The sequence below is a fragment of the Sphingomonas sp. OK281 genome (assembly GCF_900115295.1).
Taxonomy (GTDB): domain Bacteria; phylum Pseudomonadota; class Alphaproteobacteria; order Sphingomonadales; family Sphingomonadaceae; genus Sphingomonas.
Map to the genome: position 1 here is coordinate 1,046,384 of NZ_FOVZ01000002.1, position 24,861 is coordinate 1,071,244.

Annotated in this window: 23 protein-coding genes; 7 read left to right on the forward strand and 16 right to left on the reverse strand. The window is 65.9% G+C overall.

All coding sequences use genetic code 11. The features are described from left to right. Positions 1–3: 3 nt before the first annotated feature. From BM244_RS10930 to BM244_RS10945, 4 genes are all read right to left on the reverse strand, one after another. A complete protein-coding gene (locus BM244_RS10930) occupies positions 4–609 on the reverse strand; it encodes a TIGR02466 family protein (protein ID WP_056047257.1) in 606 nt (201 codons plus the stop codon). After that, complete coding sequence (pth, locus tag BM244_RS10935) at positions 606–1,175, reverse strand: aminoacyl-tRNA hydrolase (protein WP_056488650.1); 570 nt, start codon at positions 1,173–1,175, stop codon at positions 606–608. The genes BM244_RS10930 and pth overlap by 4 nt, the downstream gene beginning before the upstream one ends. 208 nt (positions 1,176–1,383) lie before the next feature. Next, positions 1,384–2,082, reverse strand: coding sequence for a 50S ribosomal protein L25/general stress protein Ctc (locus tag BM244_RS10940; protein ID WP_056488652.1), 699 nt, complete (start codon positions 2,080–2,082; stop codon positions 1,384–1,386). Between the two features lie 262 nt (positions 2,083–2,344). Beyond that, positions 2,345–3,265 (reverse strand): TraB/GumN family protein, encoded by a 921-nt coding sequence (locus BM244_RS10945; RefSeq protein WP_368086065.1) that lies wholly within the window; start codon positions 3,263–3,265, stop codon positions 2,345–2,347. 135 nt (positions 3,266–3,400) lie between these two features. Between BM244_RS10945 and BM244_RS10950 the strand changes: the two genes are divergently transcribed. The 3 genes from BM244_RS10950 to ppdK all read left to right on the forward strand — a co-directional run bounded on the left by BM244_RS10950 (position 3,401) and on the right by ppdK (position 9,640). Further along, positions 3,401–4,240, forward strand: a complete 840-nt coding sequence (locus BM244_RS10950) for a glycine--tRNA ligase subunit alpha (RefSeq protein WP_093398883.1) — start codon at positions 3,401–3,403, stop codon at positions 4,238–4,240. A gap of 229 nt (positions 4,241–4,469) precedes the next feature. After that, positions 4,470–6,884, forward strand: a complete 2,415-nt coding sequence (glyS, locus tag BM244_RS10955; protein ID WP_093398884.1) for a glycine--tRNA ligase subunit beta — start codon at positions 4,470–4,472, stop codon at positions 6,882–6,884. A gap of 92 nt (positions 6,885–6,976) precedes the next feature. Continuing rightward, the gene (ppdK, locus tag BM244_RS10960) at positions 6,977–9,640 is read left to right on the forward strand and encodes a pyruvate, phosphate dikinase (protein WP_093398885.1); all 2,664 of its coding nucleotides are present in this window, start codon (positions 6,977–6,979) and stop codon (positions 9,638–9,640) included. Between the two features lie 223 nt (positions 9,641–9,863). Here the strand turns inward: ppdK and BM244_RS10965 are convergent, their stop codons facing one another. From BM244_RS10965 to BM244_RS11000, 8 genes are read right to left on the reverse strand one after another with little or no spacing between them, the layout of a single operon-like run. Continuing rightward, positions 9,864–10,253, reverse strand: a complete 390-nt coding sequence (locus tag BM244_RS10965) for a hypothetical protein (protein ID WP_093398886.1) — start codon at positions 10,251–10,253, stop codon at positions 9,864–9,866. Between the two features lie 53 nt (positions 10,254–10,306). Next, complete coding sequence (locus BM244_RS10970; RefSeq protein ID WP_093399115.1) at positions 10,307–11,299, reverse strand: type II secretion system F family protein; 993 nt, start codon at positions 11,297–11,299, stop codon at positions 10,307–10,309. 9 nt (positions 11,300–11,308) lie between these two features. Continuing rightward, positions 11,309–12,280 (reverse strand): type II secretion system F family protein, encoded by a 972-nt coding sequence (locus BM244_RS10975; RefSeq protein WP_093398887.1) that lies wholly within the window; start codon positions 12,278–12,280, stop codon positions 11,309–11,311. A 50-nt stretch (positions 12,281–12,330) separates the two neighbouring features. Then, complete coding sequence (locus BM244_RS10980) at positions 12,331–13,608, reverse strand: pilus assembly protein CpaE (protein WP_093398888.1); 1,278 nt, start codon at positions 13,606–13,608, stop codon at positions 12,331–12,333. Next, positions 13,608–14,237: a CpaD family pilus assembly protein gene (locus tag BM244_RS10985; RefSeq protein ID WP_093398889.1), complete on the reverse strand. Its 630-nt coding sequence runs from the start codon at positions 14,235–14,237 to the stop codon at positions 13,608–13,610. The genes BM244_RS10980 and BM244_RS10985 overlap by 1 nt, the downstream gene beginning before the upstream one ends. A gap of 48 nt (positions 14,238–14,285) precedes the next feature. Then, on the reverse strand, positions 14,286–15,887 hold the full coding sequence (locus BM244_RS10990; RefSeq protein WP_093398890.1) for a type II and III secretion system protein family protein: 1,602 nt from the start codon (positions 15,885–15,887) through the stop codon (positions 14,286–14,288). A 1-nt stretch (position 15,888) separates the two neighbouring features. After that, complete coding sequence (gene cpaB, locus BM244_RS10995; RefSeq protein WP_093398891.1) at positions 15,889–16,926, reverse strand: Flp pilus assembly protein CpaB; 1,038 nt, start codon at positions 16,924–16,926, stop codon at positions 15,889–15,891. A gap of 46 nt (positions 16,927–16,972) precedes the next feature. After that, a complete protein-coding gene (locus BM244_RS11000) occupies positions 16,973–17,449 on the reverse strand; it encodes an A24 family peptidase (RefSeq protein WP_093398892.1) in 477 nt (158 codons plus the stop codon). 19 nt (positions 17,450–17,468) lie between these two features. On the opposite strand from BM244_RS11000, the gene BM244_RS11005 reads away from it, so the two are divergent. Beyond that, a complete protein-coding gene (locus BM244_RS11005) occupies positions 17,469–18,476 on the forward strand; it encodes an alpha/beta fold hydrolase (protein WP_093398893.1) in 1,008 nt (335 codons plus the stop codon). Between the two features lie 10 nt (positions 18,477–18,486). Next, positions 18,487–19,572, forward strand: a complete 1,086-nt coding sequence (locus BM244_RS11010; protein ID WP_302847263.1) for an NAD(P)/FAD-dependent oxidoreductase — start codon at positions 18,487–18,489, stop codon at positions 19,570–19,572. 3 nt (positions 19,573–19,575) lie between these two features. On the opposite strand, the gene rnhA is transcribed toward BM244_RS11010, so the two are convergent. Genes rnhA through ispH form a run of 3 tightly spaced genes read right to left on the reverse strand, consistent with a single transcriptional unit; the run spans position 19,576 to position 21,945 of the window. Then, positions 19,576–20,040: a ribonuclease HI gene (gene rnhA / locus BM244_RS11015; RefSeq protein ID WP_093398895.1), complete on the reverse strand. Its 465-nt coding sequence runs from the start codon at positions 20,038–20,040 to the stop codon at positions 19,576–19,578. Then, a complete protein-coding gene (thrB, locus tag BM244_RS11020; protein ID WP_093398896.1) occupies positions 20,037–20,987 on the reverse strand; it encodes a homoserine kinase in 951 nt (316 codons plus the stop codon). Before thrB ends, rnhA begins: the two co-directional genes overlap by 4 nt. Before the next feature lies 1 nt (position 20,988). Then, positions 20,989–21,945: a 4-hydroxy-3-methylbut-2-enyl diphosphate reductase gene (gene ispH / locus BM244_RS11025; RefSeq protein WP_093398897.1), complete on the reverse strand. Its 957-nt coding sequence runs from the start codon at positions 21,943–21,945 to the stop codon at positions 20,989–20,991. A gap of 79 nt (positions 21,946–22,024) precedes the next feature. Here ispH and BM244_RS11030 point away from each other — a divergent pair, with 79 nt between their 5' ends. Continuing rightward, entirely contained in the window at positions 22,025–22,705 is a 681-nt protein-coding gene (locus BM244_RS11030) for a hypothetical protein (protein ID WP_254784377.1), read from the forward strand. Between the two features lie 430 nt (positions 22,706–23,135). Here BM244_RS11030 and BM244_RS11035 read toward each other — a convergent pair whose 3' ends face one another. Next, positions 23,136–23,744: a Dps family protein gene (locus tag BM244_RS11035; protein WP_093398898.1), complete on the reverse strand. Its 609-nt coding sequence runs from the start codon at positions 23,742–23,744 to the stop codon at positions 23,136–23,138. A gap of 163 nt (positions 23,745–23,907) precedes the next feature. Here BM244_RS11035 and BM244_RS11040 point away from each other — a divergent pair, with 163 nt between their 5' ends. Beyond that, entirely contained in the window at positions 23,908–24,822 is a 915-nt protein-coding gene (locus BM244_RS11040) for an ROK family protein (protein WP_093398899.1), read from the forward strand. The last annotated feature ends 39 nt before the right edge of the window (positions 24,823–24,861 follow it).

Consider the following 24,861-nt stretch of genomic DNA (forward strand, 5'->3'; position numbering starts at 1 on the left):
TGATCACCACCGATAATTGAAACTGATACTGATCCGCTCGCCCTTGGCAGCATTCGGCACGACTTCATGCCGCAACCAGCTCTCCCAAAGAAACACACTCCCCGGCTTAGGCTCGGCATAAACGAACGTCCGCAGATCCTCCGCCGCATCCTCCAACCGCGTCGGCGCCGCCATCATCATCGGCAACCGCGGATCCTCCAGCTTGAGCGCCCCGGCCCCCTCCGGGATCGCCACGTACATCGTCCCCGACACGACGCTATGCGGATGGATATGCCCCGAATGCGCGCCCCCAGGCTTCAGGACGTTCACCCAAAGACTGTCGAGCTTCAACTTCCGCCCGCCGAGATCGAACGCGCAATCCTTCGCGAACTGCGCGACATGCTTGTTCAGCAGCCGCACCAGATCCCCGAACCGCGGATCGCGCAACGGCAGGTCGTTCAGCGATGCATACGAGGTATACCCGCGATACCCATGCGCCTTCGACCATGCGACCCCGGCGCGATCGGCCTTCGCCAGTTCGAGCGCGGCATCCTCCAGTTCCTCGACCAGATCGTCGTCGCCGAGATCGGCCTCGTAGAACCGCGTGGCAAACAAGGAACGGGTGGTCATGGCTGCATCCTCAACGCGACATCGTTCATGAAGCGGACGTCGTCGCCCTCCGCCAGCCACTTGGCCTCCGCCGCCACCGCGCCGAGCATATCGCTCAACGGCTCGATTTCCGCCTTCGCATAATTGCCGAGCACATAGCCAGTGACGCGATCCTTGTGCCCCGGATGCCCGATCCCCAGCCGCACGCGGCGAAACTCCGGTCCCAGATGCTGGTCGGTCGAGCGCAAGCCATTATGGCCCGCGGTCCCACCGCCGGTCTTCACCTTCACGCGGAACGGCGCGATGTCGAGTTCGTCGTGGAACACCGTCAGCGCCTCGACGCCGAGCTTGTAGAAGCGCAACGCCTCGCCGATCGCGCGCCCACTCTCGTTCATGAAGGTGGCCGGCTTCAGCAACAGGATCTTGGTCGAGCCGATCCGCCCCTCCTGCGTCCAGCCCTGGAACTGCTTCTTGACCGCGCCGAAGCCGTGCACCTCGGCGATCGCGTCGGCGACCATGAACCCGACATTGTGCCGGTGCATCGCATATTGCGCCCCCGGATTGCCGAGTCCCGCCCAGATCTGCACGTGTGATTCTCCAAAAGACCGCGTCGGCCACTCAACCGTGTTCTCCTGCGAACGCAGGAGCCCAGGGTAACGGCGACACCGCTGCTTGATCCTGGGCCCCCGCGTTCGCGAGGGAACAGGAGGGCAGGGCAAGCCCATAAAACGAAACGGGCGGGAAAGCCCTAGCTTTCCCGCCCGCCAGATCATCCTAAGACGAAGGGCTGAACCCTCAGTCCTTCTTCTGCGGCGTGATCTTGTCGTCGTCGTTGTCGTCGTCGTTCGGCTCAACGACCGGCTCTTCGTCCGAAGCAGCCTCGGCTGCCTGAGCTTCGGCGACTTCAGCCTCGAGCTCCTCGTCCTCGACGGTCGGCACGGTCGGCGGCACGATCGTGGCGATCGCGAAGTCGCGGTCGTCGATCGCGGGCGTCGCGCCCTTGGGCAGCTTCACGTCGCTGATGTGGATCGAATCACCGATCTCCAGACCGGCGAGCGAAATCGTGATCTCGCTCGGGATGTCCGAAGCGTCGACGACCAGCTCGATCTCGTGACGCGTGATGTTGAGGACGCCCTTGCCCTTCTTGATGCCCGGTGCGTCGTCCTCGTCGGTGAACGCGATCGGCACCGCGACGGTGACGGTCGAATGCTCGCCGATGCGCAGGAAATCGACATGGATCGGACGATCCGAAACCGGGTGGAACGAGACGTCCTTCGGCAGCGTGCGCACGCCGTTGACCATCACGACGGAATTCATGAAGTGGCCGGTCATCAGCGCCTTCATCAGCGCCTTTTCCTCGAGGTGAACCGAGGTTGGTTCCTGGTTCAGGCCGTAGATCACGGCAGGCACGCGGCCATCACGACGCAGCGCCCGGGAGGCTCCCTTGCCAACCCGGTCACGCGTCTCGGCTGCGAGCGTCAACTGGTCGCTCATCTATATTCTCCGAAACTCGTTTGTTGTCCTTCCCGCCCACGCCTCCAGGGATGACCATGAACCGGAAGCGCGGGCGCATAGCGGAAGTGGGGGATTTAATCAACTAAACCCTCGCCCCTCCGGAGAGAGGGAGGGGCCTACGTGTGCTTGCACGTGGGAGGGTGAGGGGAGTGAGGCTCGGGACGTTCGCGCCAACTCCCCCTCACCCTTCCGTCGCAAGGGCTCCTCCCTCCCTCTCCCCGAGGGGAGAGGGACTCGGGCATCAATACCGAACCCGTTCGGCCTTCACCCCAAGCTTCGCCAACTGCGCCTGCACACTATCCTTGCCCGCGAGGTGCCCAGCACCGACCGCAACGAACACAGTCCCCGGCGTCCCGAGCCGAGTCTTCACCCACTCCGCCCACCGCGCATTGCGGTCCACCAGCAGCACCTTCGCGACCTCGGGCGAATCCTTCAAACTATCGTTCATCTCCTTGGCCAAAGCCTCGGGATCCCCCTTCGCCCACTCGTCGACCATCGTCGCCATCGTGCTCTCCAGCTTAGGCAGTTCGTCGATCGTGCTCCCCAAAAACTGCAGCTGCGCCGTCTTCGACAATCCCCCGAAATACCCCAACTGCTGCTCCGCCGTCTCAAGCCCGATCACCGGCTTCCCCGCAGCCTTAGCCGCCGCCGTAATCACCTGCTCGGGCCCGTTCGCCGAGTCGTACCCAAGCTTCGACAGCGGCGCGATCGACAGGTTGGTCGCCGCCAGCCAAGGCTTGAACCGATCGAACGCATTCGCCGGCAGCCCCAGATCGGTCACCGCCTTCGCATACGCCGCACGCTTGTCCGCGGGCAGCTGTTCGGTCAGCGTCGGCCCGTCCTTCGCCACGCCCGTCGCCATCACCAGCGACTGCATCTTGGCGGGATCGGGCATCACCAGCTCCAGCACCACTTGGTTCGAGCGATCGAACGCAGTCTTCACCGCCTCGTCGAACCACGTCATGCCGGGCTTCAACACATGGATCGTCCCGAACAGGTAGATCGTCGTGTCCTTGTCCTTCACCACCCACAAGGCCGGATCGGCATCGTTCGCGGCCTGCGCCGGTTTCGGCGCAACCTGCGCACAGGCGGGCAGGGCGAACGCCATGGCAATGGCAGAGAGCGTGGATCGGAACGAAACGATCTTCGAAAACAGCTTCAAGGCGACGACATCCTCATCATTGGTTTGGCCCCATGTAGGACGCCCGGTCGCAACGCACCACTTGCCTCCCGCACCCCCATCCGCCAAAGCCCGCGCGTGACCCAGCCCGTGATAAAGCCTCTTAGCTTCCAGCGCATGATCCTCACGCTCCACGATTACTGGAGCGAACACGGATGCCTGATCCTGCAGCCCTACGACATGGAAATGGGCGCGGGCACCTTCCACACCGCCACGACGCTCCGCGCGCTCGGGCCGAAACCGTGGAACGCCGCGTTCGTCCAGCCCTGCCGCCGCCCGACCGACGGCCGCTACGGCGAGAACCCCAACCGACTCCAGCATTACTACCAGTATCAGGTCATCCTGAAACCATCCCCCGCCAACCTCCAGGAACTCTACCTCGGCAGCCTTGCCGCGATCGGCATCGACATGCTGAAGCACGACATCCGCTTCGTCGAGGACGACTGGGAAAGCCCGACGCTCGGCGCCTGGGGGCTCGGCTGGGAAGTCTGGTGCGACGGCATGGAGGTGACTCAGTTCACCTATTTCCAGCAGATGGGCGGCTTCGACATGAAGCCCGTCGCGGGCGAACTCACCTACGGGCTCGAGCGCCTCGCGATGTACATCCAGGACAAGGACTCGGTCTACGATCTGGCGTTCAACGACGCCGGGGTCACCTACGGCGACGTATTCCTGGAGAACGAGCAGGAGATGTCGAAGTGGAACTTCGAGATCGCGGACACGGACTCGCTCTTCGACCAGTTCCGCAAGCACGTAGCGGAATGCGAGAACTCACTGGCCGCCAAGCTCCCGATCCCAGCCTACGAGCAGGCGATCAAAGCCAGCCACATCTTCAACCTGCTCCAGGCCCGCGGCGTAATCTCGGTCGCCGAACGCCAAGCCTATATGGGCCGCGTCCGCGACCTCGCGAAAGGCGCCTGCGCCGCCTGGATGGACAAGCACGGATGGGCAGCATGATGCGCTCGGTAGAAGGTTTGTTCACGCGGAGACGCGGAGACGCGGAGCAGAAGGGAGAAGGGGTGTCTGGCTTCCGCGTTCTTGCTCCCAGCATCCAGCCTGGCGATGCGAGACGCCTGCGGCGTCGAACAGCCGCGCGCAGCGCCCCAAACCTTTCTTCTCCCCTTCTACTCCGCGTCTCCGCGTCTCCGCGTGAACCCAACTCCTTCTTCTTCGCGTGCGAACCCAAATGACCGACTTCCTCCTGGAGCTCCGCTCCGAAGAAATTCCCGCCCGGATGCAGTCCAAGGCGCGTGACGATCTCGCCAGGTTGTTCACCGCCGAGCTCGCCAAGGCCGGCATCGCCACCAGCGCCATCGTCACCTACGCGACCCCGCGCCGCCTGACGCTGATCGCGCGCGACCTGCCGCTCGAGACCGCCGCCGTCTCTGAGGAAACCAAGGGCCCCAAGACCTCCGCGCCCCCGCAGGCACTCGAAGGCTTCCTCCGCAAAACCGGCCTCACCCGCGAGCAACTGATAGACCGCAACGGCACGCTCTTCGCAGTCACCGAGAAGCCCGGCCGCGCCACCGCCGCCGTGCTCGCCGAAGCGATCCCCGCGATCGTCCGCGCGTTCCCCTGGCCGAAGTCGATGCGCTGGGGCGACGCCTCCGCCAGCACCGAGTCGCTCCGCTGGGTCCGCCCGCTGCAAGGCATCGTCGCGCTGCTCGGCGAAGAGATCGTGCCGTTCGAGATCGCCGGCATCGCCAGCGGCGCCGCCACGCTCGGCCACCGCTTCCACCACCCGTACCAGATCACGATCGGCGGCGCGCACGACTATGTCGAGAAGCTGCGCGCCTGCCACGTCATCGTCGACCACGACGAACGCGCCACGCTGATCCGCGACCACGCCCGCGAAGCCGCGATGCAGGCCGGCCTCGAACTGATCGAGGACGAGGGCCTCGTCGCGGAGAATGCCGGGCTGACCGAATGGCCGATTCCCCTGCTAGGCCAGTTCGATCCCGCGTTTCTCGACGTCCCGCCCGAGGTGATCCAGCTCACCGCCCGCGTGAACCAGAAATATTTCGTCTGTCGCGGGGCTGACGGAAAATTGGCGAACGCGTTCGTCTGTACCGCTAACATCGCCGCGCACGACGGCGGCGCCAGCATCGTTGAGGGCAACCGCAAGGTCCTCGCCGCGCGCTTGTCGGATGCGAAGTTCTTCTACGACACCGACTTGAAGGTCCCGCTCGAAGAGCAGGCGGAAAAGCTGTCGAAGATCGTCTTCCACGAAAAGCTCGGCACCGTAGCCGACAAGGTCGACCGCGTAGCGAAGCTGGCCCGCTGGCTGGTAGAAGAGGGCATAGTCGCTCCTTCTTCTGCTCTCCTCCCGCTCGCGGGAGGGGTCGGGGGAGGGCCTGACGCAACCACCACCGCGTTTGAGGCCAACCCCTCCCCCGACCCCTCCCGCAAGCGGGAAGGGAGCAGTGAGTTGGCTGACCTAGCAGACCGCGCAGCCCGCCTCGCAAAAGCAGACCTCGTAACCGGCATGGTCGGCGAGTTCCCCGAGCTACAAGGCCTGATGGGCGGCTACTACGCCGCCGCGCAGGGCGAGCACCCGTCCGTCGCCACCGCCATCCGCGACCACTACAAGCCGGTCGGCCAAGGCGACGACGTCCCCACCGACCCGGTAACGGTCGCGGTAAGCTTGGCGGATAAACTGGACACGATTGTCAGCTTTTTTTCGGTTGGGCTATTTCCCACCGGTTCGAAAGATCCGTTTGCTCTGCGGCGCTCAGCGATTGCCATGATACGTCTCGACGAGACGAATGGCCTTAACGTGAATTGGGGCCTTGCGATCCTCAGTGCGTACGTCGAGCTGGGATCGTCGCTTATGAAGCAGTCCTACGATGCAGGCTTGCATGCTCGGCTTCTAAACGAGGTAAGAGATTTTGAGGGTCGTACTCGCGAAGACTTGTCGTTTGAGGATGAGGTAAAGCTCGCTTCTAAGGCAATGCCTAGCGCGACTAAGATAATCGATTTCACTTCGGTCATTCAAATTGTAGTGGCCTTCCTAGCTGAGCGATTGGAGGCCCAGCAGCGTCTAAATGGCGTACGACACGATCTCATTGACGCTGTCTTTTCGTTGGCCGGCGCTGTGCGTTTTCAGACGCTGCTCGCGCGCGTCCACGCGCTCCAGGCGTTCGTGACCACCGAGGACGGCGCGAACCTGCTCGCCGGCTACAAGCGCGCCGCCAATATCCTGAAGAAGGAAGCACCTTCCGGTTCCCCCGCGAACGCGGGGGCCCAGGGACTCAGTGGCGGCGAACTCCGGGAGGGTGCGGGCCTGGCCCCCCGCGTTCGCGAGGGAACAGCAGAAGGGGAGAGGGAGAAGATGCTGTCCTACACCCCCGAACCCGCAGAGACCGCGCTGATGACCGCGCTCGACTCTGCCGAACCCCGCGCCACCGCCGCGATCGCGCGCGAGGATTTCGCCGCCGCGATGGCCGCGCTCGCCTCGCTGCGCGCCCCGATCGACGCGTTCTTTGATAGCGTTATCGTCAACGATTCCGATCCCGCCAAGCGCTCCGCCCGTCTCGCGCTACTTGAGCGCGTTCGCGCCGCAGTGCACAATGTCGCAGATTTTTCGAAGATCGAGGGCTGATTGGAGGTGAAGTGCAGACCGCTCCCAGCGTCTGCACTTCCTATACTTCACTTTTGCCCTGCTAATAAAAACAAGCACTTAGAGGACCGACCATGACCCAATATGTGTACCGCTTCGGCGGCGGTGTTTCGGATGGCGGCAAGGGCGACAAGAACCTGCTCGGCGGCAAGGGCGCGAACCTCGCCGAGATGGCGTCGATCGGCCTGCCGGTCCCGCCGGGCTTCACGATCTCGACCGATTTCTGCGCGGTCTATTACGACGAGGGCGGCCAGTTCCCGCAAGGCCTGCGCGACGAGGTCGCCACCGGCCTCGCGCACATCGAGGGCGTAACCGGCAAGACGTTCGGCGACCCCGCCGACCCGCTGCTCGTCTCGGTCCGGAGCGGCGCCCGCGCCTCGATGCCCGGAATGATGGACACCGTCCTCAACCTCGGCCTCAACGACCAGACCGTCGAAGGCCTCGCCGCCAAGTCCGAGGACGCGCGGTTCGCGTGGGACAGCTATCGCCGCTTCATCCAGATGTACGCCGACGTCGTCCTCGAACTCGATCACGGCGCGTTCGAAGAAGCGCTGGAGATCGCCAAGGAAGACCAGGGCTTCACGCTCGACACCGAGCTGTCCGCCGACGACCTGCGCAAACTCGTCGCCGAGTATAAGGGCCTCGTCGAGAAGCTCTGGGGCAAGCCGTTCCCGCAGGACGTCCACGACCAGCTCTGGGGCGCGGTCGGCGCGGTCTTCGGCTCGTGGCAGTCCGAGCGTGCGAAGGTCTATCGCCGCCTCAACGACATTCCCGGCGGCTGGGGCACCGCGGTCAACATCCAGGCGATGGTGTTCGGCAACATGGGCGACACCTCGGCCACCGGCGTCGCCTTCACGCGCGACCCGTCGAAGGGCGACCGCGCCTATTACGGCGAATTCCTGATCAATGCGCAGGGCGAGGATGTCGTCGCCGGCATCCGCACCCCGCAATACCTGACCAAGACCGCGCGCGAAGACGCCGGCGCCAAGCCTGCCTCGATGGAAGAGGCGATGCCCGAGGTCTACACCCAACTCGCCGACGTGTTCGACACGCTCGAAAACCACTATCGCGACATGCAGGACATCGAGTTCACGGTCGAGAAGACCAAGCTCTGGATGCTCCAGACCCGCGCCGGCAAGCGCACCGCCAAGGCCGCGCTCAAGATCGCCGTCGACATGGCCAACGAAGGCCTCATCACCCGCGAGGAAGCGATCCTGCGCATCGAGCCGATGGCGCTCGACCAGCTGCTCCACCCGACGCTCGACCCCAAGGCGACGCGCGACGTGCTCACCAAGGGCCTCCCCGCATCGCCGGGTGCAGCCTCGGGTGCGGTCGTGTTCGACGCCGATGCCGCCGAGAAGAAAGCGGCGGATGGCGTCGCCGTCATCCTCGTCCGCACCGAGACCTCGCCCGACGACATCCACGGCATGCATGCGGCGAAGGGCATCCTCACCGCGCGTGGCGGGATGACGTCACATGCTGCGGTGGTGGCACGCGGCATGGGACGTCCCTGCGTTTCGGGCGCCGGCACGCTCTCCATCGACGCCAAGGCGAAGATCATGCGCTGCGGCGGCCGCGAGGTGAGGGAGGGCGACCTGCTCACCATCGACGGCACCACCGGCGAAGTGATGATCGGCGCGGTCGCGACCGTGCAGCCCGAGCTGTCGGGCGATTTCGCGACCTTGATGGTCTGGGCCGACGAGGTCCGCCGCCTGAAAGTCCGCGCTAACGCCGAGACTCCCGAGGATTGCCGCGTCGCGCGCGAATTCGGCGCCGAGGGCGTCGGTCTCTGCCGCACCGAGCACATGTTCTTCGAGAGCAGCCGCATCACCAACGTCCGCCAGATGATCCTGGCCTCGGACGAGAAGGGCCGCCGCGTCGCGCTCGAGAAGCTGCTCCCCGAACAGCGCAAGGACTTCACCGAGATCCTCGAGGTCATGGCCGGCCTGCCGGTGACGATCCGCCTGCTCGATCCGCCGCTGCATGAATTCCTGCCGCACGAGGAATCCGAATTCGCTGAAGTCGCGACCGCGGCGGGCGTCGACGTCGACACACTCAAGCGCCGCGCGGCGGAACTGCACGAGTTCAACCCGATGCTCGGCCACCGCGGCTGCCGTCTCGGCGTGACCTACCCCGAGATCTACGAGATGCAGGCCCGCGCCATTTTCGAGGCAGCGGTCGACGTCGCCGAGAAGTCTGGCGCGGCCCCGATCCCCGAAGTCATGATCCCGCTCGTCGCCACCCGCCGCGAGCTGGAACTGATGAAGGCGGTCGTCGACAAGGCCGCGCAAGCTGTGTTCGCCGAGAAGGGCCGGACGATCGAGTATCTCGTCGGCACGATGATCGAGCTCCCCCGCGCCGCGCTCCGCGCCGGTGAAATCGCGGAAGTCGGCGAGTTCTTCTCGTTCGGCACCAACGACCTGACGCAGACCACGTTGGGTGTCAGCCGAGACGACGCCTCGCGCTTCCTCGGCGCGTATGTCGAGCAGGGGATCTACGCCAAGGACCCGTTCGTCAGCATCGACGTCGAAGGCGTCGGCGAACTGATCGAGATCGCCGCCGAACGTGGCCGCAAAACGCGTGCCGGCATCAAGCTCGGCATCTGCGGCGAACACGGCGGCGACCCGGCCAGCATCGCGTTCTGCGAAAAGGTCGGCCTCGATTACGTCTCCGCCAGTCCCTACCGCGTCCCGATCGCGCGCCTCGCCGCGGCGCAAGCAGCACTGTCGAAGAAGTAAGCGCTACCCATACAATAGCACCACCCCGGCGAAGGCCGGGGCCCAATTGGAACGTCCAAGGTAACGAAGGACTAGCTCCAGTTACCTAGCTTCCCCAATTGGCCCCCGGCCTCCGCCGGGGTGGAAGAACAAAAGAATGTTTCCCCGCGAAGGCGGGGACCCAGACTGGGCTCCCGCCTTCGCGGGAGAACAAGGGGGCAGGGACTAACCTAACCCCTGCAACCTACCGACGCGGCTCGAAATCGAACCAACCACGCTTGGTCCCATCGGCATTATAAGCCGGCCGAGCATAACCCGGCCGCGCCGCCGACAGCGCCCCAGTCCGCGAAGTATCCACAACCGGCGCCCGCTCGACAACCGCCGGAGCAACCCGCGCCGCCTCGGCCGCCTTCACCAACCGAGCATTCTCCCGCTCAGCCTCGACCGCCCGCTTCTCCGCCGCAGCCGCCCGAACATCGCCATCCTTCTTCACCGAAGCATGCGCATCCCGCTCAGCAAGATACCGCGCCTTCCACTTCTTCCCCCCCGGATGGCTCGCCAGTCCGAACAGCCAGCCGGCGACGAAAACCAGCGCAAGCGCCGCGAACTGCGTAGGTGTGGAAAACAACGGCATCGTAAAACCCTCCTGTTACGGAAGCCCAACGATCCGCCGCGCCGCCGGTTGCTTCAGGTCTTCAACAGCGCATCCGAGATCGAACACGCCGCCGGCCCGAGGATGACGACGAAGAGGACGGGGAGGATGAACAGGATCAGCGGGATGGTCATGATCGCCGGCAACCGCGCCGCCTTCTCCTCGGCGCGCATCATCCGCTCGTTGCGGAACTCGCCCGACAGCACGCGCAGCGCAGACGCCAGCGGCGTGCCGTATTTCTCGGTCTGGATCATCGTCGTGACGACGCCCTTCACCGCATCCAGCTTCACCCGCTGCGCCAAATTCTCGAACGCCGACCGCCGATCCGCCAGGAAGCCGAGCTCGATCGCGGTCAGCGTGAACTCCTCGCCAAGCTCGGGATACGCCCGCCCGAGCTCGCGCGCGACGCGGTGGAACGCGGCGTCGACGGTGAGGCCCGCCTCCGCGCAGATCACCAGCAGGTCGAGCGCATCCGGAAGTCCCTTGCGGATCGCCGCCGAGCGCTTGTTGATCTTGTTGTCAAGATACAGGTCCGGCGCCTTGTAGCTCAGGATGAACGTGACCGCGACGAGCCCGTATTTCTTGAGCGGCGACCATGTCGCGAAACCATCGGTGCCGTACACCCAGTACAGCATCGCGCCGCCCAGCAGGATCGGCATCACCAGCCGGCCGAAGATTACTGCCGGTGCCCATTCCTTCGAGCGGATCCCGGCCTGCATCAGCTTCAGCTGGACCGCCTTGACCTGGCTGTCCTGAAGCATCTTCATCGACGACAGGATGCCGCGCATCCGGTCCGCGGTGTCGTTGCGCTGGACGAGCTTGGCGCGGCGCTTGGTCGATGCGGTGATGCCCGCCTTCAGCTGTTCGCGGCGGTCGTTCAGCGCCTTGACGCGCTTGGTCATCGGATCGCTGACGGTGGTCGCGGCGTAGATCGCGACCATGACCGCGAACGCGGCGATGCCCGACAGGATCGTCGCGACCCAGAGTACGTCGAACCCGAGCAGGGTCGGTCCGGCAGTGCTGCCCATCATATGCCCCTAGATCTCGAAGCTGATCATCTTGGACATGATGAAGGCGCCGATCGCCATCCACACCAAGCCGCCCATGCCGATCGCCATGAGCCGTTCGTCGACGAAGAAATTCTGCATGTACTTGCCGTTGATGAACCAGATCATCACGAACACGAGGAACGGCAGGCAGCCGATGATGTACGCCGACGCCTTCGACTCCGACGACATCGCCTTGATCTTCAGCTTCATCTGGCTGCGCATGCGCAACACGTTGGATAGGTTCGCCAGCGTCTCGGCCAGATTGCCGCCGGTCTCGCGCTGGATCGCGATGGTGATGACGAAGAACTGGAACTCGGGCGTACCGAGCCGGTCGGCGGTTTCCTGCAGCGCCGCATCCATCGTCCGGCCGATCTTCATCTTGTCGCTGACCGCGCGGAATTCCTCGCCGACCGGCCCCTCGACCTCGTGGCCGACGACGCCGACCGTCTCGCTGATCGGCAGGCCCGACCGAAGCCCGCGCACCAGCAGGTCGATCGCATCGGGGAACTTCGCGGTAAACTTGCCGACCCGGCGGGCGATGGTCTTGCCGACGATAAAGTGCGGCAGGCCGACGCCGACGAATATGCCGAACAACAGCGCCAGCAGGATCGGCATGCCCTTGAGCAGCATCAGGACCGCGACGACCAGGGCGATCCCCGCCGTTGCCATGCCATACTGCCCGACCGTCCAGGTCTTGCCGGTCATCGCCAGCCGCTTGGCGAGCTGCACGGGGTTGGGCAGGATCCGCGTAAAGGCGAGGTCCATCTTGGTATCGCGGGTCATCGAGATGCGCCGCATCTGCGCCTCGGCAACGACCAGCGCGTCGCCGTGACGCTCGCGCAGCGCGGCGATACGGCGCGACTGTGCACGGCTCGCCGACGGGCCGGCAAACGCGAAGACGACCATCGCCAGGACGATCGACGCGCCGACGATCACGAGCAGGAACGGCATCATCTCCATGGCGGCCTATCGCCCTCCGCTCGCGGCGATCCGGGTTCGTCCGGCGATGGTCACTTGGCCTTCGCCGCGCGCTTGGGGATCAGTCCCTTGAGGTCGCCGAACTTGGTCATCAGCGACTTGCCCTTCACCTTGGCAGCGGTAGCCGGATCTTCGGGCGCAGCGGAGGCGAGTGCGCTGGCGAGGGCGACGATCGGCGCGATCGTCTTCGACGCCTTGCCCACTTCCACGAACGGCTTGCCGAGCTTGGCGGCCTGCGCGGCAAGCTTCTGGTCGAACGGCACTAGGTAATCGATCTTGCGCTCGATCGAGCCTTCGAAATCCTTGCGGCTGATTTCCAGCTGTGCCCCGACGTGCATCCGGTTGGCGAGCACGAACAGCTGCGTCTGCGGGGCGTTCGTCTTCATCCACGACAATATCCGGATCGTGTCGCGTGCCGACGCCAACGTCAGCTCGGTGACGATCACGCCCAGCGGTACTTCGCTGATCAATTGCGGATGCTGGATCAACATCGCACGCGGCAGGTCGACCACCGTGCATTCGAAGGCGGCGTGCATCTCCTCTTGCAACTGGTAGAAGGCGGAGCCGTCGGTCACCAGCGGCGCATTGATCGGCGCTTCCGCTGACAGGACCGACAGCTTTTCCGATGCCTTCACCATCGCGCGTTCGATGAACAGCCCGTCGATCCGGCTCGGATTGTCGATCGCGTCGGTCAGCCCGCGGCCCGGTTCGAGGTCCAGGCTGAGCGCGCCGGTGCCGAAATGCACATCGAGATCGAGCAGCGCGGTCGCCCGCTTTTCCTTCTCCGCCAGCAGCCACGCGATCGACGTCGCGATCGTCGAGGCGCCGACACCGCCGCGCGTCCCGATCACCGCGACCGAGCAATGCGGGCGATCGGTCGTCGACTCGACGATCTTCGGTGCGTTCAACAGCACCTGCGCATGGCCGAACGCCTCGCGCAGCATGTCCGCGTGCAGTGGTTTCAGCAGGTAATCCTGGATCCCGCTGGAGACCAGGTCGCGGTACAGCCGCACGTCGTTCACCTGCCCGGCGGCGATCACCACGGTGCCGGGCTCGCACACCTCGGCGAGCGCATTGATGTCGTTCAGCGGATCACCCGATTCGGCGAGGTCGACGAACAGGATCTGCGGCGAGGCGGACACCGACAGCGACTGGATCGCGTTCCGCAGACCGCCCTTGTGGATCTTGTCGACCGACCATCCGAGCTCGTTGACGACCGGGCGCAACGCCTCGGCCGTGATCTCGTCGCAGACATAGGCGGTGAATGGCTCGCGGTTGGTGATGCCGCCCGGCTTCCAGGGTGCGTTCATCACTTTCCTCCCGTGCCGGATGCGGCGAGGCCCGCAGCACCGGTTGGTGCTTTTTTGCGATACGCCTCGATCGCCTTGTACGACAGCGCGGCATCGGTAGTTTCGATACCCGGTGCGCCGCGCACCAGGTCGGCGGGGTTGGCGACCATCGCGGCGAGGTTCCGGTTAATCGCACAGCCGTAGTCCGACGAGGTGTTCTCGCTGAAATCATGGCTCGAATCCCGCGACCAGTCCGGGCAGTGCGGCACGTCCGCCCGCATCCGGCTGACCACCACGCGAATGGCGCCGGGCGTAAGCGGCGCGGGCGTGACGGGTGCGTCGCTGCTCAGCAGCAGGCCGAATTGCGACACCACCGCGGCGATATCGGCGCGCGCGCGATATCCCTCCGCCGCCGGATCGTCGATCGCGACGCGGTCGCCATAGCCGAGCCGCATCGTCGACATCCATCCGGCAAGCCGCTGCTGTTCGCCAGGTGCGAGCGCTCCACCGGCAACGCCGAGGTCGAGCGCATAGTCCGATCGCGTCACGACCGGCTGGTGGACCGACTCCACGCCGCGATTCTCCGTCCCCATGCAGCCGCCGAGCAGCAGGGCAGGGAGGAGAGACGCTAGGATCGACTTGTTGATCATCGGATGTCCTTGGTGCGTTGGGCGTAGGGCTTGGTCATCATCGCCGGCTCAGTTCGAGAAGCCTGGCGCGGGAACGACGCCCTTTTTGGTCTTGGTCCGCTTGTCCGTCTTCGCGTCGGCGGTCGTGGCGGTGGCGGTGGCGGTGGCGGTGTCGTCCTCGTTGCGACGCGCGTCGCTCCGCGGCACCGGCAATACCGGTGCGGCCGCGCCGACGGATGGCACGGCATACGAGGGCGGCGCGACGGTCGGCACCGGCCGCTTTCCGCCGCCATTGGCGTTCAACGTACCCAGCAGCACCCGGTCGATATCGGTCGGCGCCCGCGCGCCGTCAGTCGGCAACGCGATATCGCTGGCGTTGTTGACCGGCTTCACCAGATACGGGGTGATGACGATGACCAGCTCGGTCTCGTTGCGCTGGAACGCGTTGGACCGGAACAGCGCACCGATGATCGGCAGGCTCGAGAGCCCTGGGGTCTTGTCGTACGAGTTGTTGTGGCTGTTCGACAGCAGGCCGCTGATCATCATGCTCTGGCCCGAGCCGAGTTCGACCGTCGTTTCGGTCCGACGCGTGGTCAGGCCGGGCACGCGCGTGTTGTTCAGCGTGACGGCGTTCGAATAATCGAGCTGCGACACCTCGGGGCGAACCCGCAGCGAGATGCGCCCATCCGACAGCACCGTCGGCGTATACGCCAGGCTGATACCATATTGCTTGTACTCGACCGAGTTCGTCCCGAGCGCCTGCGCGACGGGGATCGGTACTTCGCCGCCCGCCAGGAAGGTGCCCGTCTCGCCCGAGAGCGCGGTCAGGTTGGGGTTCGCCAGCGTCGTCACCTGACCGGTGGTTTCGCCGAGGTCTATCGCCGCGAGGAAGTCCATTCCCAGCAACTTGCCCGCCAACCCTAGCGTGGTGCGCTGCGCGCCCGACGTGTAGGTCGAGGTCTTGGCGCCCGTCGTCGGATTGTAGGTGATCGTGCCCGGCGTACCCGAGGTGCTGCCGAACTGGATGCCCGATCCGCCGCGATCCTGCGTGAGCAGGTTGACGCCGATGTTCTTGACGAAGCTCCGCGTGACCTCGGCGACGCGCACCTGCAGGTTGACCTGCAACGGCGTGGCGGTCTTCAGGCGCGACAGCACCTTGGTCGAATCGCCGACGAACGCCTGCACCAGGCGTTCCGCCTCGGCGGCGTCCTCGGGCGCAGCCACGGTGCCGGTCAGCAGGATCAGGCCGTTCATCGGCGTGGCGATCACCTGTGCCTCGGGCATCGCCAGCCCGAGCATCTGCTGGACCGAATCGAGGTTGTTGCCGACGCGGATGGTCGCGGCATAGACGACCACGCCCCCCTTGGTGGTGGCGGAGATCGTCGTCTCGCCGGTCTTCTTGCCGAACAGGTATAATTGCGTCGGCGAACGGACCTGGACGTCGGCGATCGTGTCGTCGGCGACGAACAGGTCGGTCATCGGCCGTGCCAGTGTCACCAGCCGGCCGCGGCCGGTGTTGACCTGCACGACGGGCGAGCCTGCCGGGGCAACGCTTGCGCCACGATTGGCGACATTACGTGTCTGCGCGAGCGCGGGCACGGACGGGGCGGCGCTCGCCGCGGCGAGGGCGACGGCCAACGGCCATCCCAGCGGGGTCATCGGAATACGCATGTCAGTTCTTCCCCCCGACCGGAACGACGGTCATTGCATTGCCGCGTGCGATCCGGACGACGGGTCCCTGGATCAGGACCTGCCCACTGGTGCCGGACTGCTGGACTGCGCCGCCCTGCATGCCGCCACCGCTGATGGTCTCGACTGGCTTGCCGGGCACCGTGCTGCGCTGATAGCGCGAGACGTCGGCACCGGTCTGGTAGCTGGAGGCGCCCCCCGATGGTTGGCTTGCGAGCCGCACCATCATCGCCTTTTCCGCCTTCGGATCGTTACCGGCGGGCACGCGCACCGCACCCGAAGCGATCGCTTCCTCGAGTTCGGCCGAATTGTCCGCGATCGACCGGAGCGACAGCGACAGCGAACCGAGCGTCTGCGCGACGGCGACCTGCTCGGCCATCTTCGGCGTCGCCTCGATCGTCACGTTGGAGAAGGTGCGAACCTGGGTCTTGCCGTCTTCGCCGACCAGGTTGTCGGTGCGCTGGTCGGTCGCAAGCACGCGGATGTTGCGCATGATCGTCTCGGAGACCTTGAGCGGCTGGCCTTCGCCGCCGCCGGCGACCGTCTGCGTCAGGACGAGATCGATCCGGTCGCCCGGAAACACGAAACCCGCTACCGCCGCCTGCGCCGAAACCGGGACGGTGACCGCGCGCATGCCGGGCCCGAGCGCCGCAGCCAGGAAGCCACGATCGCCCGGCTTGACCAGCGACCCCTGGGTCACGGGCTGTCCCGCGGTGATGTTGCTGCGCACGACCGTGCCCTGCAGCGACTGAAGGTTGGTCTTGTCCTTGAGGTAATAGGCGTTGTCGACCAACTCCTTCGGCCAGGGCTGATACTTCAGCGCGGTCGCATCGAGGATCGTGCCGACCGGCAACGACCGTGTCGCCACCAGGACTTCCGGGCCATCGACGACCGGCGCTGCGATCACGGCGGCGCCGGCTTGCGGCGCCGAGCTGCCGGCGATCAACGTTCTTGCAAAGAATGCCGTAATCGCCGCGACAATCAGCGCGCCGACAAGCAATATGATCTTGCGACTATCCATGATTAGTTCGTGCCTTTCAGGCGCCGGTATTCTGCTTCGACGTTAATCATGACTGAAACTGATTAACGAGTGGTTCGCGCAGCGCGAGAAGCCCGGCGAATGCTATCGCAATGCCGTATGGGACCTCGATCTGGCCTTCGTTGTTCTTGCGCGCGTGGTCGATCATCATGACCAGCGTGACGACACCGCCGGCGATCGACATCACCATCAGCATCGTCAGGAACGCGGGCAGGGGCAGCCACAACGCGAGCGCGACGATCAGCTTGACGTCGCCGCCGCCCATCATGCCGAAATGGAACGCGACCAGGAACACGGCGAACACGGCCAGCGCGACCCCGATCTGCAGCGCGACGTCGGGCCAGAGGCCCAGGCCGTTCGCATACCACCAGGCCGGCGCGAGCAGCGCGACCGCGGCGTTTTTCCAGTTGGCGATCTCGCGCGTTCGTGCATCCTCGACGCCCGCCGACACCAGCAGGGCGCCTAGCGCGAAAATCAAAATTGGAAGAGCAATGTTCCACCCCATCGGCTAGGCCCTAACGAAGATGGCTTTCGAAAAAGTAACCGTCCCGAACGATTTGCCGCCGGGTGCCGCGAGCACCACGAACGCGGACGGTGCGCGCGCCGTGCGACGCGCGATCCCGGCCGGGGCCCGGCTCGGCTACTGGACCGCGCCCGACGGCTGGAGGCTGCGGCGGTTCGACTGGGCGGCGGACCGTCCGCGCGGACGGCTGTTGTTCCAGACCGGTCGCGGCGACATCATCGAGAAGTATCTGGAGACTTACGCGCATCTGCACGCGCAGGGCTGGTCGGTCACCGCGTTCGACTGGCGCGGGCAGGGTGGCTCCGGGCGATTGTCCGCCGATCCGCATGTCGGCCATGTCGGCGGCTACGCGGTCTACGACTCGGATCTTGCTGCGTTCTGGGCCGATTGGCGGCGCGAGGGTGAGGGGCCGTGCGTCATCCTCGGGCATTCGATGGGCGGGATGATGGTGGTCCGCGCACTGGCGGCCCGCGCGATCGATCCGGACGCGGCGATCCTGGTCGCGCCGATGATCGGGCTGAAGTCGCCGATCGATGCGCGAATCGCCGGCCGGGTCGCGCGCTGGCTGGCGGCGCGGGGCGATCCCGCGCGGCCGGCGTGGCGCGCGAACGAGCGCCCCGGCTCGATCGCCTCGCGCCAGTCGCTGCTGACGCACGACGGCGAGCGCTATGCCGACGAGGGCTGGTGGCACATGCGCCATCCGGAACTGGTCCTCGGCCCGCCGAGCTGGACGTGGCTGGCCGAGGGCTTTGCGGGATCGGCGGCGATCGTCGCCGATCCGCGTATCGAAACGATCGAGACGCCTGTGCTGATGCTGGTCGCAGAGGCCGACAAGCTGGTCGACGCGCGCGCGGCACTCCGGTTCGGCGCGCGCCTGCCTGATGCGCAGGTCGTCCGATTCGGTCCCGAATCGGCGCATGAGATCCTGCGCGAGGCTGATGGCGTCAGGAACCGCGCGCTGGCGGCGATCGATTCGTTCCTCGCCGCGATCATCCCGCCCCCTTCGTGACACCCCGCCCGTGACGCCCGTCTACGATATCGCGATCGTCGGCGCCGGGATGGCGGGCGCCAGTCTGGCGGCGGCGATCGGATCGCGGGCGCGCGTGGCGATCCTCGAAGCCGAGGATGCGCCCGGCTATCATGCCACGGGACGCTCGGCGGCGTTCTGGTCGGAGACCTATGGCGGCCCCGACATTCAGCCGCTGACCACGGCGTCCGGTCCGTTCCTCGAGGCCGACGGACATCTGTCGCCGCTTGGTTCGATCCATGTCGGGCGCGCGGCGGACGAGGCTGCGATCGACGCGTTTCTCGCCGCGTTCGCCGACAGCGACGTCGTCCTCGACCGGATCGATCCTGCCCTCCACATCCCGGGCCTGCGCGCCGACTGGACGCTGGGCGTCCGCGAGCAGAGTTGCGCGTACATCGACGTGGCCGCGGTCCACGCCAAAAGCATCGCCGTCGCGCGAGCCGCGGGCGCGGACCTCGTTATCGATGCCGCGTTCCTCGCCGCGCGGCGATCCGATGGCATCTGGACCGTGGAGACCAGGGCCGGCACGTTCAGGGCAAGGACGATCGTCAACGCGGCGGGGGCTTGGGCCGACACGGTCGCCGTCCGCGCGGGCGCACGGCCGCTCCGCCTGCAACCCTATCGCCGCACGATGGTCCAGCTTCGCACGGATCCCGGCGCGCCCGAGGGTTTGCCGCACATCGCCGACATCGCCGGGCGCTTCTACTTCAAGCCTGAGCCCGGCGGTCGGCTATGGCTCAGCCCACATGACGAGACGCCCACGGACCCGTGCGACGCCGCCCCGGAGGAGATCGACGTCGCGATCGCGATCGACCGGTTCGAGCAAGTCGTCGACTGGCGAGTCGCGGCGGTCGAACGACGCTGGGCGGGTTTGCGGACGTTCGCGCCCGATCGCCTGCCGATCTACGGCTTCGACCGGGACGTGCCCGGCTTCTTCTGGTGTGCAGGGCAGGGCGGGTTCGGCATCCAGACCGCGCCCGCCGCTGCGTTGCTTGCCGCCAGCCTGCTGCTCGGCGTCAGTCCCGATCCCGCGGTCGCGGCGATCGACGCCGCCCGGTACGCGCCCGAGCGGTTCTAGCCCCTACTTACGCCCGGCAGCGACCGCGGCATCGCTCGCCAGCCGGTCCGCACGTTCGTTCTCCGGGTGGCCGGCATGACCCTTGACCCACTGCCACTCGATCTTGTGCCGCGCCACCGCGGCCAGCAACGCGTGCCACAGTTCGGCGTTCTTCACCGGCTTCTTGTCGGCGGTCTTCCAGCCGTTGCGCTGCCAGCCCTTCACCCACTTGGTGAGGCCGTCCATCACGTATTTGCTGTCGGTATACAGCGTCACCGAGCACGGCCGCGTCAGCGCGTTGAGCGCCTCGATCGCGGCAGTCATCTCCATCCGGTTGTTGGTCGTCGGCGTCTCGCCGCCCGACAATTCCTTCTCGTGCGCGCCCATGCGGATCACCGCGCCCCAGCCGCCGGGGCCCGGATTGCCCTTGCACGCGCCGTCGGTGAAAATCTCGACTTTGGTGATGGAAACGGGAGCTTCGTCAGTCATGCGAATAGATCGTCCTTGCGATACGCCTCGAACCGCCGCCAGTACGCCAGCGGATCCTTGCGCGTCACCAGCGCATCCGCCGGCGTATTGAGCCAGTCCCACGCGCGCGTCGCCAGGAAGCGAAGGCACGCGCCCTGCGCCAGCACGGGCAGCGCGGCGCGCTCGGCGGGGGACAGCGGATGGCGATCGACATAGCCAGCGACCAGCGCCTTGCCGACCGCAGCGTCACAATTCTCGCCCTGCGCATCGAACGCCCAGGCGCTGTGCATGATTGCGAGGTCGTACGCGCGAACGTCGGTGCACGCGAAGTAGAAGTCGATCAGCCCCGTCACTCGGTCGCCGAGCATCAGCACGTTGTCGGGAAACAGGTCGGCATGAATGACGCTGCGAGGCAGATCGGCCGGCCACGCCGCGACCACCGCGTCCGCCGCCGCGCTCACCGTATCGGACAACCCCGGCTCGATCGCATCCAGATCGCGACCGCATTTATCAAGCAAAGCGCGCCATCCGTCCGGCCCTAGCGTATTCGGTCTGGCGCCAGCAAACCCTGCGAGGCTCACATGCATCGACCCCATCGCCGCACCGGCCGCATACGCCTGTGCCTCGGTCGGATGCGACACCGATACCCCGGTAAGGAACTCGATCAGGCACGCAGGTCGCCCGCAAAGCTCGTGGATCAGCGCACCGCTGCGATCCGGCAGCGCGCGCGGCACCGGGTTCCCGTCGACCGCCAGATGATCTAGCATCGCCATGAAGAATGGCAGGTCGTCCGCAGACACGCGCTTTTCGTACAGCGTCAGGATGAACCGCCCGGTCCTCGTATCGACCAGGTAGTTGCTGTTCTCGACCCCCTCGGCGATGCCCTTGGCCGAAACCAGTTCACCGTGATCGAACTTGGCGAGGAACGCGCCCAGCGCCTCCGCCGACACCTGCGTATAGACCGCCATGCTAGGCGGCCGCCTCCAGTCCGCGCGGCAGCTTGAACGCGATCGTCTCGCGGTTCGTCTCGACCTCGCGCTCCGTTACCATGAAGCGCTCCGATAGCCGGTCCACCAGTTCGCGGACCAGCAGTTCGGGCGCCGATGCGCCGGCCGTGATGCCCAGCGTGCCGACGCCCGCCAAGAAATCCCAGTCGAGCTCGCTAGCGCGCTGGATCAGCATCGCCGGCGTTCCCTCGCGCTCGGCGACCTCGACCAGCCGCACCGAGTTGGACGAGTTCGGCGCACCGATCACCAGCACCGCGTCGACGCTATGCGCGATCGCCTTGACCGCGGTCTGGCGGTTCGAGGTCGCGTAGCAGATGTCCTCGCCACGCGGCGGCAGCATCTGCGGAAAGCGGCGCTGCAGCGTCGCCACGACAGCGGCGGTATCGTCGACCGACAGCGTCGTCTGCGTCAGGAAGGCGAGGTTGGTCTGGTCGATCGGCATGAACACTTCGGCGTCCTCGACCGTCTCGATCAGCGACATCGCGCCTTCGGGAACCTGCCCGAACGTACCGATCACCTCAGGATGCCCGGCATGACCGATGAACACGATATGCCGTCCCGCAGACACGAGGCGCTCGGCCTGCCGGTGCACCTTCGATACCAGGGGGCAGGTCGCGTCGAGATATTCGAGACCGCGATTCTGCGCGTCGAGCGGCACCGACTTGGGTACGCCATGCGCCGAGAACACGACCGGGGCGCCGTCGGGCACCTCGTTCAATTCCTCGACGAAGATCGCGCCTTGCGCCTTCAGCGTGTCGACGACGAACTTGTTGTGGACGATCTCGTGACGGACATAGACCGGCGCCCCGTGTTTCTCGATCGCCAGTTCGACGATCCGGATTGCGCGGTCGACGCCAGCGCAAAAGCCTCGGGGTGCTGCGATCAACAGTTCGAGCGGCGGCTTGTCGATTGGGCTCATGATGCCTTGCCTCTACGCGATTGCTTGCCTGGACGATAGCCGGTTCCTATGGTGCGCCGCGACAGGGGCCGCTTGCGACATGCGGTGGCCCTTTCGCTCGTTCGAGAAGGTATGCGTCGCCGTGAAAGCCCCCATTTTAGCCGTATCGGCCGTAGCTGTCTTACTTTGCGGGTGCGCTACCAAAGGCGAGGTCGACGCGACCGGCGGCATCTCCGCAGTCCGCTCCGTCTGCCCGCCCGTGGCGATTCCGGCGGCGACTGGCGACATCACGCTGTTCGATCCCATCACCAGCCGCGATCAGTCGGCGATCGACGTCGCCGCGCTGATGACCAACGTCCGCTCGACCTGTGCCGATGCGACCGACCAGGTCGTCACCAGCGTCACCTTCGACATCCGCGCCCGCCGCACCCGTACCGAGGGCGCGCGCGACGTGACGCTGCCCTACTTCGTTACGGTCGTCCGCGGCGGCAGCGCCGTCGTCGCCAAGCGCATCGGCCGCGTCGCGTTGCACTTCGATGCCGGCCAAGCGCTCGCCTCCGCCTCGGCAACCGCTTCCGCAACGGTCGCGCGCTCGGCTGCAACCTTGCCCGACGACGTGCGCGAGAAGCTCACTCGCAAGCGCAAGGCCGGCGACCAGGATGCCGCAGTCGATCCGCTGAGCACCCCCGAAGTCCGCCAGGCCGTCCTCCGCGCCAGCTTCGAAGCACTGGTCGGCTTCCAGCTCACCGACGACCAGCTCAAGTACAACGCCACCCGCTAAGCTATCTCCTTCTCCCCGCCGGGGAGAGGGAAGGGGCCCGCGGCACTTGCCGTGGGAAGGGAGAGGGGTGTGAGGCTCGAGACGCGCGTCCCAAAGCCCCTCACCCTTCCGTCGCCTACGGCTCCTCCCTCCCCCTCCCCAGCGGGGAGAGGGCTGTCCAAAACCGCGTCATATTATCGCAGTCCCTCTCCCCGCCGGGGAGAGGGAAGGGGCCCGCGGCACTTGCCGTGGGAAGGGTGAGGGGCGTGGGGCTCGGAACGCTCATCCGGCCGCCCTTCCGTCCCCCGGGTGTAGTTCATGCCCCGACAATGAATGCCGCTCCAGCATCGATCGCAAGACAGCGGCCCCGACGATACCCATCGAGGCCGCTGAATGCATTCTTACGAGCCTGCAACGAACCCCATGCGAACACAGGGACAGGCTTTGCGTCTTACTTGTCCTCGCGTACCAGTTCGGTCGCGGCAAGGTGCTCCGCCAGGAACCATACCTGCGGTTCGTGGGTGCGGATGATGTTGCTCACCAGCAGGTCGTTGGTACCGTCATCGCCGGACTCGTCCGCCGCTTCCGCACCTTCATGGGCCTGACGCAGGATGATCTCGTGCGCTTCGAGCAGACGTGCGAGCTGCGTCGGCACGTCTTCACGCCCCTTGGGCGGGCGGGGTATCGTCGTCATTTCGGCAACGTCGTGCGACATCGCGATCGAGATGCCGCCCAGCGCCATGATCCGCTCGGCAACGAGATCGACCAGTGCCGCCTGCTCCTCGTAATGCTTGTCGAGCAACAGGTGCAGTTGATAGAAGGTCGCGCCCGACATCTGCCAATGATGCTTCTTGTACATGTCGCGGATCGTCATCGTGTCCGCGAGCACTTGGTTCAGCGTCGCCACGCTCTGTGCGCGTGCATTGTCCTCAAGCGCGATCGGCAGGCGCTTGAGCGTGCCGTAAGGCTGGATCTCGCGATACTCGACCTTGTACTGTGGCTGTGCCTCGACCAACACGTTGGTGTCCGTCTTCGCCAGCTTTGCGGGTTTCTTCGCCATTGGGAATTCCTGTCTGTTCGGGTGAACGCGACATCCTAACGCATGATCGGCTGGATCGAAGCAGACGAAATCCTCGTTCAGCGTGATCGGTACAGTCGACCTGCTCTTGACGCGGGGTCGTTGGCAAAGGAAGCGGACGCTCGCAACGTGTTGGGAGTTTGGGATGACGGAAGCACCTCTGGTCGCAGGTATCGAACTCGGCGGCACCAAATGCATCTGCATTCTTGCGCGGGGACCCGACCAGATCGAGGAAACCGTGCGTATCCCGACGACGCGACCCGAAGAGACGATGGCCGCGATCGAGGCCGTCCTCGACCGGTGGAGCGGGTTCGTCGCGATCGGTATCGCCAGCTTCGGTCCGGTCTCGATCGATCGCCACTCGCACGACTATGGCCACATCACCTCGACGCCCAAGCCGGGCTGGGCGGGAACCGACGTCGCCGGTCGGTTGCAGCGGCGCTACGGCGTGCCGACCGGGTTCCATAGCGACGTCGTCGGCGCGGCGCTTGCCGAGGCGTTCTGGGGGGCGGCGAAGGGCCTCCCCGACATTGCCTATGTCACCGTCGGCACCGGCGTCGGTGCGGGGATGATCGCGAACAACCGTCCGGTGGATGGGCTGACGCATTCCGAACTCGGGCACATCCGGCCTGCGCGGTTCCAGGGTGACGACTGGATCGGCAATTGCCCGTTTCACGGCGCGTGCGTCGAGGGGCTGGTCGCGGGCCCGGCGATCGCCGCGAGGATCGGCCATCCCGCCGACGAAGCCCCGGCCGACCATCCGGTGTGGGACAACGTCGCCGATGCGCTGGGCCAGCTGTGCCATACGCTCGTGCTCACCGGCATTCCGCGGCGGATCGTGATGGGCGGCGGCGTGATGGGCGCGTCGCATCTGTTTCCCCGCGTCCGGGCGGCGATGACGCGCAGTCTCGGCGGGTACATCACCTTGCCAGAGGTCGCCCTGGCCGACACGTTCATCGTGCCGCCCGCACTCGGCAACAACGCAGGGCCGCTCGGCGCGATCGTGCTCGGCGGGCAGGCCTTGGAACAGCAACTCAAAACGTCGTTTACAGCGTCTTAACTACGTACCGTTACCCCTCGGTATAGAGCGGGGGGCAAG